The sequence below is a fragment of the Micromonospora sp. L5 genome, from assembly GCF_000177655.2.
GTDB lineage: Bacteria > Actinomycetota > Actinomycetes > Mycobacteriales > Micromonosporaceae > Micromonospora > Micromonospora aurantiaca.
The window spans coordinates 5,893,133-5,905,528 of record NC_014815.1; the positions used below are offsets into that span (position 1 = coordinate 5,893,133).

The 12,396-nt window shown below is 68.5% G+C and carries 14 protein-coding genes; 10 read left to right on the plus strand and 4 right to left on the minus strand.

Features of this window, described 5'->3' with window-relative positions; all coding sequences use genetic code 11:
• Position 1: 1 nt before the first annotated feature.
• The 3 genes from ML5_RS27180 (at position 2) to ML5_RS27190 (ending at position 2,109) form a co-directional block, all read left to right on the plus strand.
• Positions 2-337 carry a YnfA family protein gene (locus tag ML5_RS27180; RefSeq protein WP_013286088.1) on the plus strand — a complete coding sequence of 112 codons (336 nt, stop codon included), beginning with the start codon at positions 2-4 and terminating at the stop codon, positions 335-337.
• Positions 338-412: 75 nt separating this feature from the next.
• Positions 413-1,411, plus strand: coding sequence for an RNA polymerase subunit sigma-70 (locus ML5_RS27185; protein WP_013476963.1), 999 nt, complete (start codon positions 413-415; stop codon positions 1,409-1,411).
• Positions 1,411-2,109: a DUF6069 family protein gene (locus ML5_RS27190; RefSeq protein WP_013476964.1), complete on the plus strand. Its 699-nt coding sequence runs from the start codon at positions 1,411-1,413 to the stop codon at positions 2,107-2,109. Before ML5_RS27185 ends, ML5_RS27190 begins: the two co-directional genes overlap by 1 nt.
• Positions 2,110-2,112: 3 nt before the next feature.
• Here ML5_RS27190 and ML5_RS27195 read toward each other — a convergent pair whose 3' ends face one another.
• Positions 2,113-2,517: a hypothetical protein gene (locus tag ML5_RS27195; RefSeq protein WP_013476965.1), complete on the minus strand. Its 405-nt coding sequence runs from the start codon at positions 2,515-2,517 to the stop codon at positions 2,113-2,115.
• A 216-nt stretch (positions 2,518-2,733) separates the two neighbouring features.
• Here ML5_RS27195 and ML5_RS27200 point away from each other — a divergent pair, with 216 nt between their 5' ends.
• The 3 genes from ML5_RS27200 to ML5_RS31850 all read left to right on the plus strand — a co-directional run bounded on the left by ML5_RS27200 (position 2,734) and on the right by ML5_RS31850 (position 3,925).
• Entirely contained in the window at positions 2,734-3,135 is a 402-nt protein-coding gene (locus tag ML5_RS27200) for a hypothetical protein (protein ID WP_013476966.1), read from the plus strand.
• A gap of 71 nt (positions 3,136-3,206) precedes the next feature.
• Entirely contained in the window at positions 3,207-3,608 is a 402-nt protein-coding gene (locus ML5_RS27205) for a hypothetical protein (RefSeq protein WP_013476967.1), read from the plus strand.
• Positions 3,609-3,718: 110 nt separating this feature from the next.
• Positions 3,719-3,925 carry a hypothetical protein gene (locus tag ML5_RS31850; protein ID WP_041784299.1) on the plus strand — a complete coding sequence of 69 codons (207 nt, stop codon included), beginning with the start codon at positions 3,719-3,721 and terminating at the stop codon, positions 3,923-3,925.
• A 115-nt stretch (positions 3,926-4,040) separates the two neighbouring features.
• Here the strand turns inward: ML5_RS31850 and ML5_RS32440 are convergent, their stop codons facing one another.
• Positions 4,041-4,214: a hypothetical protein gene (locus tag ML5_RS32440; protein WP_013476968.1), complete on the minus strand. Its 174-nt coding sequence runs from the start codon at positions 4,212-4,214 to the stop codon at positions 4,041-4,043.
• A complete protein-coding gene (locus ML5_RS27215) occupies positions 4,211-4,429 on the minus strand; it encodes a hypothetical protein (RefSeq protein WP_013476969.1) in 219 nt (72 codons plus the stop codon). Before ML5_RS27215 ends, ML5_RS32440 begins: the two co-directional genes overlap by 4 nt.
• 418 nt (positions 4,430-4,847) lie before the next feature.
• Between ML5_RS27215 and ML5_RS27220 the strand changes: the two genes are divergently transcribed.
• From ML5_RS27220 to ML5_RS32160, 3 genes are all read left to right on the plus strand, one after another.
• Entirely contained in the window at positions 4,848-5,087 is a 240-nt protein-coding gene (locus ML5_RS27220; RefSeq protein ID WP_013476970.1) for a GntR family transcriptional regulator, read from the plus strand.
• Between the two features lie 228 nt (positions 5,088-5,315).
• The gene (locus ML5_RS27225) at positions 5,316-5,771 is read left to right on the plus strand and encodes a hypothetical protein (RefSeq protein WP_013476971.1); all 456 of its coding nucleotides are present in this window, start codon (positions 5,316-5,318) and stop codon (positions 5,769-5,771) included.
• 549 nt (positions 5,772-6,320) lie between these two features.
• A complete protein-coding gene (locus ML5_RS32160; protein WP_143766960.1) occupies positions 6,321-7,508 on the plus strand; it encodes a hypothetical protein in 1,188 nt (395 codons plus the stop codon).
• 166 nt (positions 7,509-7,674) lie between these two features.
• Here the strand turns inward: ML5_RS32160 and metH are convergent, their stop codons facing one another.
• Positions 7,675-11,190, minus strand: a complete 3,516-nt coding sequence (gene metH, locus ML5_RS27230) for a methionine synthase (RefSeq protein ID WP_013476973.1) — start codon at positions 11,188-11,190, stop codon at positions 7,675-7,677.
• Positions 11,191-11,431: 241 nt separating this feature from the next.
• Between metH and ML5_RS27235 the strand changes: the two genes are divergently transcribed.
• A complete protein-coding gene (locus ML5_RS27235; RefSeq protein ID WP_013286081.1) occupies positions 11,432-12,301 on the plus strand; it encodes a PAC2 family protein in 870 nt (289 codons plus the stop codon).
• Positions 12,302-12,396 lie beyond the last annotated feature (95 nt).

A 12,396-nucleotide genomic window follows, 5' to 3' on the forward strand; every position in this document is an offset into this window, starting at 1 on the left:
CATGACGGTCGTGCGTTCCATCCTGCTGTTCCTGCTCGCCGCGCTCGCCGAGATCGGCGGCGCCTGGCTGGTGTGGCAGGGCTGGCGGGAGAACCGCGGGCTGCTCTGGATCGCCGCCGGGGTGATCGCGCTCGGCGCCTACGGGTTCGTGGCCACGTTCCAGCCGGACGCGAACTTCGGCCGCATCCTCGCCGCCTACGGCGGCGTCTTCGTCGCCGGGTCGCTCGCCTGGGGCATGGTGGTCGACAAGTTCCGGCCCGACCGCTACGACCTCGTCGGCGCGGCCATCTGCCTGGTCGGCGTCGCCGTCATCATGTACGCCCCGCGCGCGAGCTGACGTCGCGGTGATGAGTTTCCGCGCCCGTGCCCGTCACACCTGCGAAGGGACACGACGACGCGGAGGGATGACGTCATGGGTATGGACACGCAGCTGCAGGAGCTGGGCGTGAGCGATCTGGCTGAGGTCGACGAACCGGCGTTCACCGGGCTGGCGCAGCGGCACCGGCGGGAGCTGCACGTGCACTGCTACCGGATGCTCGGGTCGTTCGAGGACGCCGAGGACACCGTCCAGGAGACGTTCCTGCGGGCGTGGCGGCGGCGGGACACGTTCGCGGGACGGTCGACGTTCCGGGCCTGGCTGTACCGGATCGCCACCAACGCCTGCCTGGACCGGCTCGCCAAGTGCCGGCCCGAGCCGGCGACCGGCGGCGAGGTGCGGTGGCTCCAGCCGTACCCGGACCGGCTGCTCGACGAGCTGCCCGCCGCCGACGCGGACGAGCCGGAAACCGTAGCGGTGGCGCGCGAGACGATCGAGCTGGCGTACCTGGTCGCGGTGCAGCACCTGGCGCCGCGCCCGCGCGCAGTGCTGATCCTGCGGGACGTGCTCGGCTGGCCCGCGAAGGACGTCGCGGAACTCCTCGGGGACTCGGTCAACTCGGTGAACAGCGCCTTGCAGCGCGCCCGCGCGGGCATGCGGGAACACCTACCCGCGCAACGGCAGGACTGGACCGGCGACGAGACGGACACCCGGACGCGCGAGCTGGTACGCCGCTTCACCGACGCCAGCATCGCCAAGGACGTCGACGGTCTCGCCGCCATGCTGCGCGACGACGTGCGCTGCTCGATGCCGCCCACCCCGGGCCTCCAGATCGGCCGCGACGCCGTGGTGAACGACTGGATCGCAGACGGTTTCGAGAGCCTGGGCAGCCTGCGAGCAGTGCCCACCGCCGTGAACCGGCAGCCCGCCGTCGCGTTCTACCTCTGGCAGGACAGCGACGGCGCGTACCTGCCGCTCACAGTCGACGCCCTGCGCATCACCGGCGGGGCCATCACCGAGATCGTCACGTTCCACGCCGACCAGTTCCCGCGGCTCGGGCTGCCGGAGCGCCTGCCGGCCGACCGTACGCCGTAGTGCCCGCGCGGACGCTCGCGCTGCCCGGCGGCGCGCGAGTTCCGGTGGTCGCGGCCCAGTGGCGTCACGCGTACGGCGTGGTCACGCGCGGCCGGGTGCAGCTGGAGCTGCGCGACGGCACCCCCGGGCCGGTCCTCGGCCGTGACGCCGGCTTCTGGCTGCGCGGCACCGGCGTACGCGCGTTGCGCAACCCCGGCCGTCGCACCGCGACCGTGCGGATCCTCACCCCTCACCTCGAAGCTCGGAGGAACGACATGATCAGCAGCACCGACACCGGCACCGTCTCGGGCCGTCCGCACGGCTTCCGGCGGCTCGCCGTCACCGGCCTGGTCGCCACGATCGCCGCGATGGCGGTCACCACGCTCGCGGCGGCGCTCGCCCGGGCCGCCGGTGTGGACTTCGAGATCCCTGACGGCGGCGAGACGATCCCGTTGGGCGGGTTCGCCGTGGTGACCGGGTTCTTCTCGCTCGTGGGCGTCGTCATCGCCGCCGTCCTGTTGCGGTTCAGCGCCTACCCCGCGCGGCGGTTCGTGTGGACGGCGGTGTCCCTGACCGCGCTGTCGATGGTGCCGCCGTTGATCGCCGGGGGCGACGCAGCCACCACTGTCGCGCTGGTCGGGCTGCACCTGGTCGCGGCGGCGGTGATGATCCCCGCCCTGACGCGGAGCCTGCGCGCAGACCCTTCGCGAGGTGCCTGACGGCTACCGGGTCGTGGCTCCGCGACGGCGGAGGGCCACCTTGGTGCCGCCGAACGCGACGAGCCAGGGCAACACCAGGAAGCCGCCGCAACCGATGACGATCAGCCACAGCGTCTCAGTCGGTTTTCCCTGGTGTTCCAGGCCGGGCCAGGTGAAGGCGCTGCCGAGCAGCGACAACGCGTAGAACAGGACGATCGCGATCGCGGCAGCCGTACCGATCCGGCGGCTGAGCCCGATGCCCGCGGCGCAGAGGAACCCGAGCCCGGACATGACGACGGGGGCGAGGTACATACCGGACAGGACGACGAAGGTGTAGTAGGTCGCACCGGGGTCGAGAGCCGGGTCCGCCAGCGGTGGCGGGCCGGCTCCGACCGCGTGGACGACAGCGGAGAGGGCGGAGTTCACCACTTCGGACTCCTCGCGCCGGGACGCTCGCACGCCATCGAAATCGATCCCTCAGTCTGGCACCGGTCGAGCCGTCGGATCGACCGGGAGCCGTAGGCCCGACACAGAATGATGCGATCCACAGGGTTCGATCGAGACCACTCGGGCACTTCGATACGGACCACACGCCGGGCGCCGCCAGTCGGCGCCCGGCGCCACGTACGACCGAGAGGTGACACCATGACCTTCCGCGCCAGGCTCGTCGGAGCCGCACTCGCCGGGACGCTCGCCGCCGGTGCATCGGCACTGGCTGGGGCATCCGCGGCCAGCGCGCAGGCCGAACCCTGCGTTCAGCGCATCGCCGTGGTGAACAACGCCGCCTTCGTGATGTCCTTCAGTGTTCAGGCGAGCAACGGCCTGGAGACGGCGAACACCGACAACTACCCGATCAACCAGTCGCGGACGATCGATCTCACCACCACCGCGCTGCCGGTCGGCGCCGACGTCCGGCCGGTGGTGGACGCGGTGGCCGGCGCGCAGCGCACGCCGAGCAGCTTCGTGTCGTACTGCGAGAACGGGCAGACCGCGACCTACTCGGTGACCGGGACGACGTACGACTACTCGGTCACGCTGATCGGCTGACCGGCACGTCGACGCTTCGGGGCGTCCGCCATCCTGGCGGGCGCCCCGCGCTCGTACGCTACGTTGATCGAGTGCCCGTACCCCGGCTGATTCCCATCGCACACGAGCCCGGCCACCGGACGGACACGATCGGCCGCTACGACGACGGGCTGTTCCTCGCCTCGGCGTGGGACCACCACGCGTACGTGCATCTCTTCGACCACGACGGGACGTACCGGAGCTCGACCATCACGAGGGTTCCGGATCGAGGCGCGCTGAGCGAGGCACTCGACGGGCCGCTCGCGAGCCTGCCAGGCAAGTCGTACGGCGACATCGCCGTACGACTGTTCCAGACCCGTCACGACGGCGTCGTGTTCGGCCTGATCGACGAGTCCGGCGACCGGGCGGGCGACGGCAGCCACGTGGACTGGGTCGAGCTGTATCCGGATCGCCTCGGATTCCACGAGCCGTGGGACGGGCTCTACGACACGTGACGGTTGGCGTTGTGGTCCTCACAGGTCGGAGCTCCGCCAACCGCTCGTTGACGCCGACCCGTTCGTCCCGCCGGTCAGGGTGCGAGGAAGAAGTACGCCACGACACCCTTGTGATCGGAGTTCGTGTCCCCGGCGGTGCGGGCGAGAACATCAAGGCGCTGTCCCTGTACCTCGACCACGCCGACCTGAGCTTCACGCTGCGGGTCAACACCTACCTGCTGCCGACAAGCGAGGACCGCGCCCGCCGAGTGATTGAGCTTCTGCCGTGTCGGGTAACCAACGGTCACGTATCGGGCATGGTGACCGCTTCGGTGTGAACTGTCGGCGAGCCGGTCGGATCAGGCTCGATGCGAGGTCGGACAACCTGTTGGTGTACTGCTCGGTCTGGTTCGGCTGGCACGGTTGCTGTACTTCGCTGCTGTACTGCCGGCCTCAGATCAGACGTTGGATGCGAACCTTCGATCGCTCATTTCTGAGGTGGCCTTGCTTGTGCTGGCGGACCTGCTCCTCCCAGACCTCCTGGTCGTAGTCCGGGTCCGGCGGGGTCCACCTGTGGGAGCCGTCGCTGTAGTGGAACTTCTCGTCGCCGGCTCGAAGGATGCTCATCGGGTCCAGCCGAGGAAGCGATGGTGCAGGTGGCCGGCGGGGACGTGGGGCAGGTCCTGGGCGGCGTCGACGAGTTGGGCAGCCAGGTAGAGGGCAAGCGACACCGGGGCGCGGTCGTACTCCGCTCGCAGTTCGCGCCGCCGGGTCTGGCATGGCCACTCCCCCGCACAACCGCCGCACGTCCAGGCCGGTTTGATCGGTTGGTGGGTGGTCATCGCGGGCCGTCCTGGCTGGGCCAGTGGCCGCGGTTGATCGGAATGCGGTGGCGGCTTCGGCAGGGCAGGTTGCTTCCGCAGCGGCAGACGTGCCGCCAGTGCCGCCATGACCAGACGGGCCGATGACGGCGGGCGAGGGTAAGCGCCACCGCCAGGACGTACTCGTCGTACGAGACGCGCTTCATCGGCTCGCCGGAGCCGTTGTGGTGACTCTTCGCCGCGTCAGGGGATCGGAAGGGAGCACTGCCGCCTCCTCGTGCCGCAGGTGTCCGGGGGCGTGGATGCCCGATCACGGGGGATGCGTCGGGCACCCACGCCGGTGAGGACGGCCCACAGCGCCAACCGAGGGAATCGACCTCCTCGGCAACCTCCCATAGGTACCGTTGGGTAGTCAAGGGCTGACGTAGGTGGTCTACTCGTGTTGCCAACCGAGGGGAACACCGTGCCACCGCGTTACCGCTACGAGCAGATTGCCGACGACCTCGCCGAGCGCATCGCCTCCGGCGAGTTCCCGCCGGGCTCCAAGCTGCCCAGCCGTCGAGAGTTGATCGAGCACTACGGCGTTACCGAGCCGGTAATCGACCGCGCCATGCAGGTGCTACGGATCAAGGGGATGACCGAGACGCTGCCCGGCGTGGGCGTCTTCGTCGCCGAATAATCGCCCAAGGTCAGCCAGCCGCCTGGACCCCTCGCTTGTAAGTTCTGGGCGCGTCGACCGGCGGGGCCCGTCCGCGTCCCTGGCCTCGGGCACCTGTCCAGCCGTGCTTGGGAGAGCGTGGCTCCGTTCGCGCCAGTTGCTGTCACCGCTGCTGTCGACAGATGAGCCCTAAACGCATCGGGCGTAGCAGGGACTGCACCGGAGGGGCGCGACTGCCATGATCATGCCGTGGGACTTCTCTGCGATTACTTCTCGGCCGCCTCTGATGATGCAGCCGCCGCCGTGATCGATGTCCTTGGCGGTCCGCGTGCCGCCTCAGATCCCGGATCGGAGGTTGTCGAGCTGAAGGGTATTGAGCCCTTCGTGGTGCTGGGGAAGCTGGAGGAGTTGCTGACCGGCCTCGACTACGACTCGGTAACAGAGAACCTGAGGTGGGGTCACGCCGTCGCTGTTCGTCATGACGGCGAGCTACTTGTCGTCTCGCTAACGGATGAGGTCCAGGCGGCGCTGGCTACCGCGTCGGAAGCCGAGCTGCGTGGAGTGGCGTTGCCGTGGTCGCAGATCGAGGAGTTCTGGGGGCAGGGAGAGCCCTCACATCTGGCAGAGATTCTGATCGAGCTGGCAGCCTTGGCACGTCTAGCGACAGCACGTCACGAACGCCTGTACTGCTGGGTCTCCGTCTGACACGCATGCCCCCGGTTCTCGTCGCGCGAACCGTCAGACGTTGAAGCGGAACTGAGAGCCGCTGTCCCGCTACCAGCAGAGACGCTAGCCGGTGCCTGCTCAGACGGCGTCTCGGGCTGCCGACGTTGGTTGCTGGTTGACGACGTTTGACGGTGTCTTGTGCCCCCTGTGTGCCCCACATCCCGAGCCGCCTTACAACCCTAAGGCCATAGTGTCGGGTGCCGAGACGGCCCAGGGCCATCCGAAAGCACCTCTGGGTCAGACGTCATCGAGTGACACACACCTGCCGAAGCCGGTTGGACGTGCCGCTTACGCGGGCCCCGCAACGAGCCGCCGGCAGTGCTGTTCGTACGGCGCGCCACCTGCCATACCCAGCGCTGCGCGGCTACGATCGCCACTTGCCGTCAGGAACAACGATAGAAATGGTGCAGTGATCCGTTGAGTGTCGAGTCTGATCAGCGCAGCTTATTGCGGATACTACTGGTCCGCTGGCTTCGTCGTAATGGCTATGGCAAATTATGTAAGAGCGAGCCGCCAGACTATTCATTGATGGGCAACCGGATGAGCATCTACTTGATGTTTAGCATCCTGTTGGGGCTCTGGATATACTCCATCACTCATCTAGATTGGAATGCATGGTGGGCTCTCACAGCAATTATCATGTCCCTCTTCGTGGGCGGCGCATTGATAGGCTACGCCAAACTGTCGGCCAAGGCCTTTTATCTCTTCTTCCTTGGACTGTGGGGCGCATCGTTCGCCCACCTAATTATCGTTGATGGATTCGACGCGGTTCTACCAACCCATGTGCTTCCGCTGGTCATTGTTCCAACCCTTCGGGGAGTCGGAAGCGCCGCCACGATCGCGACTCAGCTTCCGCTCTTCATTCCTGTATCGCTGATTATCGTTCTCCTACCATTGCTAACGGAGGATCCATGGAGGCTGGCAGCGGCAGCACGAGATCGACTTGGGTGGTTTGCCGCTCTCGCCCTTCTACCACCGATGATGCTCTTGGCTTGGCGCATCATGCGCACCCAATCAGCGAACGTTCTTCACACGGCAGCGGATCGCCTTTCGGGGCTTTCGGATCGTGATGCAGTTGCCCTCCGGGAGATCAAGAAGATGCGCCATAGCCGTGATCAGGAACTTGACGAGGCGTCAATGAGACGCGAAATCCGTTCCGCTATGGAGACGGATCAACCCGAGGAAGCGGCGGCACGAATCCTCGAAGCCGCCAGAACTTCAACGCGCCTAAGGGCGGCTCGCCGCCTAGGCTCTCTCGCTCTCGGGGTGTCCGTTATTATATGGGCGTTAATATATTCTCTAGCTTGGGCCTCAATGCCTGTCTCGCTAGCAGCCGACTGGTCGAAGGCAGAGGTCACCTTTGAGACTTTGAATATTTTTTGGGTCAACATTACGGTGCCGGTAGCGCCTTACGTGTGGGTATCCACATTATTGGCGATCGTCGCGTGCGCAGGGTTCTTCGGTTTCGCATTGACCGAGGATCAGCATTCTGACGCATTATGGGAAACGGTCGTTCAGAAGCCTGCCGACACGTATCTCCTCATGGCGCTTCCTTACTTGCAGGCATTCGGAGGCGGGGACCGCATTGAGAGCAAGACGAAAAGCTCTTCCAATCTGCTGACTCCTCGGCAAAGGCCCCGCGGAGATGCTTCCAAAGGCAGTGAGAATGCCCCTGGTCGACGTTCTAAATCTCACAAGCAACGTCCGACTAAATAAAGAAAAGGCCTTTACCTCAAGTGCGCCTTGACGACGGATGTTCGGACGTCGACCGGCGCGGTCGTCGCGACGAGGCCGTGGTGGGGATGCGGCGCGCGCATACCGGGCAGGCCCCTGTAGCAGGGCGCCCCGGCCCTGTTTGCCCAGCTCAGGAAGGGTGACGGCGTCACTTGGCGTTGAAGTAGTTCGCCTCCGGGTGGTGCACCACGATCGCGTCGGTGGCCTGCTCCGGCACCAACTGGAACTCCTCGGACAACTGCACCCCGATCCGCTCCGCGCCCAGCAGCTCCACGATCTTCGCCCGGTCCTCCAGGTCCGGGCAGGCCGGGTAGCCGAACGCGTACCGGCAGCCCCGGTAGTCGGTGCGCAGCAGACCCGCCAGGTCGGCCGGGTCGTCGTCGGCCACAGTGCCGCCGCCGGGCAGCACCAGTTCGGCCCGGATCCGCCGGTGCCAGTACTCCGCGAGGGCCTCGGTGAGCTGCACGGACAGGCCGTGCACCTCCAGGTAGTCGCGGTACTCGTTGCCGGCGAACATCTTCGCCGTGTACTCGCTGATCGGCTGCCCCACGGTGACCAGCTGCAACGCCACCACGTCGAGCTGGTCGCCCTTGGGCCGGAAGAAGTCGGCCAGGCACAGCCGCCGCTCCTGCCGCTGCCGGGGGAACGAGAACCGGGCCCGCTCGCTGTGCCCGTTCTCGTCCAGCACCACCAGGTCGTTGCCCTCGGAGTAGGCCGGGAAGTAGCCGTACACCACGGCCGCCTCCAGCACCTGGTCGGAGATCAGGCGGTCCAGCCAGTACCGCAGGCGGGGCCGGCCCTCGGTCTCGACCAGTTCCTCGTACGACGGGCCCTTCCCGCCACGGGCGCCGCGCAGGCCCCACTGGCCCAGGAACGTGGCCCGCTCGTCGAGCAGTGCCGCGTAGTCGGCCAGCGGCACACCCTTGACGACGCGGGTGCCGAAGAACGGCGGCTTCGGCACCGTCACGTCCACCGCCACGTCGGAGCGGACCGACGCGTCGTCCAGTTCGGGCAACGCCTCGCGCACCTGCGCCCGCTGCCGCTCGCGGCGCTCCCGGCGGGCCGCCAGTGCCGCCTCGCGCTCCGGGTCGACCATCGGCGCGCCGCCGCGCTTGGCCGCCATCACGCGGTCCATCAGGGACAGCCCTTCGAACGCGTCGCGGGCGTAGTGCACCTGGCCCGGGTAGATCGACCGCAGGTCGTCCTCCACGTACGCGCGGGTCAGCGCCGCGCCGCCGAGCAGCACCGGCCAGCGCTCGGCCACGCCTCGGGAGGCCATCTCGGCCAGGTTCTCCTTCATGATGACTGTGCTCTTGACCAGCAGGCCGGACATGCCGATCGCGTCGGCCCGGTGTTCCTCGGCGGCGTCGAGGATCGCGTTGATCGGCTGCTTGATGCCGATGTTGACCACGTCGTAGCCGTTGTTGGACAGGATGATGTCGACCAGGTTCTTGCCGATGTCGTGCACATCGCCCTTCACCGTGGCGAGCACGATCCGGCCCTTGCCGTCGTCGTCGGTCTTCTCCATGTGCGGCTCCAGGTAGGCCACCGCGGTCTTCATCACCTCGGCGGACTGGAGCACGAACGGCAACTGCATCTGGCCGGAGCCGAACAGCTCGCCGACCACCTTCATGCCGTCCAGCAGCAGGTCGTTGATGATGGACAGCGGCGTACGCCCCTGCGCCATCGCGGTGTCCAGGTCGGCCTCCAGGCCGTTGCGCTCGCCGTCGATGATCCGCCGCTTGAGCCGCTCGTCCAGCGGCAGCGCGGCCAGTTCCTCGGCCCGGGTGGCGCGCGCCGAGGCCGCGTCCACGCCCTCGAACGCCTCGATGAACCGCTGCACCGGGTCGTAGCCCTCGCGACGCCGGTCGTACACCAGGTCGAGCGCCACCTCACGCTGCTCGTCCGGGATCCGCGACATCGGCAGGATCTTGCTGGCGTGCACGATCGCCGAGGTCAGCCCGGCCTGGGCGCACTCGTGCAGGAAGACCGAGTTGAGCACCTGCCGGGCCGCCGGATTGAGGCCGAACGAGACGTTCGAGATCCCGGCGGTGAAGTTGACCCCCGGGTAGCGCGCGGCGATCTCCCGGATCGCCTCGATCGTCTCGATGCCGTCGCGGCGGGTCTCCTCCTGCCCGGTGGCGATCGGGAACGTCAGCGCGTCGATGAGGATGTCCTCCCGGCGCATCCCCCACCGGCCGGTCAGGTCGTCGATCAGCCGGCAGGCCACCCGTACCTTCCACTCGCGGGTGCGGGCCTGGCCCTCCTCGTCGATGAGCAGCGCCACGACGGCGGCGCCGTGCTCCCTGACCACCGGCATGATCCGCGCGTAGCGGGACTCGGGACCGTCGCCGTCCTCGAAGTTGACCGAGTTGACCACGCACCGGCCGCCGAGCATCTCCAGCCCGGCCTCGATCACGGCCGGTTCGGTGGAGTCCAGCACGATCGGCAGCGTCGAGGCGGTGGCGAACCGGCCGGCCAGCTCCCGCATGTCCTGCGTGCCGTCACGGCCCACGTAGTCGACGCAGAGGTCCAGCAGGTGCGAGCCGTCCCGGGCCTGGCTGCGCGCGACCTCCACACAGGCCTGCCAGTCCCCGGCGAGCATGGACTCGCGGAACGCCTTCGAGCCGTTGGCGTTGGTCCGCTCCCCCACCATCAGGATGCTCGCGTCCTGGGCGAACGGCACGTGGTGGTAGATCGAGGAGACCCCGGCCTCCGGCTCGGGTTCCCGCGCCACCGGCGCCCGCCCGCCGAGTCGCTCCACCAGCACCCGGATGTGCTCCGGGGTGGTGCCGCAGCAGCCGCCGATCAGGGCCACGCCGTAGTCGGTGACGAACTGCTCCAGCGCGTCGGCCAGCTCGTCCGGGCTGAGCGGGAAGTACGCCCCGTCGGCGGTCAGCACCGGCAGGCCCGCGTTCGGCATCACCGAGATCGGGATACGCGAGTGCTGCGCCAGGTAGCGCAGGTGCTCGCCCATCTCGGCCGGGCCGGTGGAGCAGTTCAGCCCGATCAGGTCGACGCCCAGCGGCTCGATCGCTGTCAGCGCGGCGCCGATCTCGCTGCCGAGCAGCATGGTGCCTGTCGTCTCCACCGCGACCTGGCAGATGATCGGGACGTCCCGGCCGGCCTCGGCGCGGGCCCGCTTCGACCCGACCACCGCCGCCTTGACCTGGAGCAGGTCCTGGCAGGTCTCGATGATCAGCGCGTCCGCTCCGCCGGCGATCAGGCCGGCGGCGTTCTCCTGGTACGCGTCGCGCAGCGAGGCGTAGCTCGCGTGCCCGAGGGTGGGCAGCTTGGTGCCCGGACCCATCGAGCCGAGCACGAACCGGGGATGCTCCTCCGTCGCGTACGCGTCGGCGGCCTCCCGCGCGATCCGCGCGCCCGCCTCGGACAGCTCCCGGATGCGGCCGGGGATGCCGTACTCGGCGAGGTTGGGCAGGTTCGCGCCGAACGTGTTGGTCTCCACGCAGTCGGCGCCCGCGGCCAGGTAGGCGTCGTGCACGCCGCGGACCACGTCCGGGCGGGTCACGTTGAGGATCTCGTTGCAGCCTTCCAGGCCGTCGAAGTCGTCGAGGGTGAGGTCGGCGGCCTGGAGCATCGTCCCCATCGCGCCGTCCGCGATCAGGATCCGATCGGCCAGCAGGTCACGCAACGAAATAGGCACATGCCCCAGGTTAGTGCGCCCGAGTGCGGCAGAGTCACCCGAACCGGGCCTTCCCACATTCTGCCCACCGGGCCGGCGTACACCTTTCCGCCGGTTCGCCCGAGTGGTCCGGCCCGGCGACCGGCGCGGCCGACGGGCCGGGCCCGGCGGCGGCACGTAGGCTGACGGACGTGAAGGACAACTGGGGTGCGACCGTGCGACGGGGCGGCGCCGCGCCCGACGAGCAGGGTGAGGTGACGGCGTGACCGAGTTCGACGGGCTGCCGGTACTGCGCTCGCCGGTCGCCATCGCGGCCTTCGAGGGCTGGAACGACGCCGCCGACGCCTCCACCGCCGCCGTGGAACACCTGGAACAGGTCTGGCAGGCCCGGGAGGTGACCGAGCTGGACCCGGAGGACTTCTACGACTTCCAGGTGAGCCGCCCGACGATCACCATGGCCGACGGGGAGACCCGGCGCGTCGAGTGGCCCACCACGCGCTTCATGGTGGCCAGCCCGGAGGGCACCGAGCGCGACGTGGTGCTGATCCGCGGCATCGAGCCGAGCATGCGCTGGCGTACGTTCTGCGAGCAGGTGCTGGAGATCTGCCACAGCCTGGAGGTCGAGCGGGTGGTGCTGCTCGGCGCGTTGCTGGCCGACGTGCCGTACACCCGGCCGCTGCCGATCAGCGGCAGCGCGTCGGACGCCGACGCGGCCAAGCGCTACCAGCTCACCCCCACCCGGTACGACGGGCCGACGGGCATCGTCGGCGTGCTGCACGACGCCTGCACCCGGGCCGAGGTCGACGCGGTGTCGTTCTGGGTGCACGTGCCGCACTACGCCAACAACCCGCCCTGCCCGAAGGCCACCCTCGCCCTGCTGCACCGGGTCGAGGAGGTGCTCGACCTGCCGGTGCCGATGGCCGACCTGGCCGAGGAGGCAGCCGAGTGGGAGCAGCGGGTGCGCAGCGCCGCCGAGCAGGACGCCGAACTCGGCGAGTATGTCCGTGAGCTGGAGGAACGGGTCGGCGACGCCGGCATCACCCCGTTGACCGGGGACGAGATCGCCCAGGAGTTCGAGAAGTACCTGCGCCGCCGCGGCGGTTCCGCCGGGCCGACAGCGGGTTCCTGGTAGCACCCTTCCGTCGAAGCCGGGCCCCCCTGCCGGGGCCCGGCTTCTTCGTGTCCGGGGTGGCGCCGTCACACCCGCTAGGGCATCCTAGGAACCTA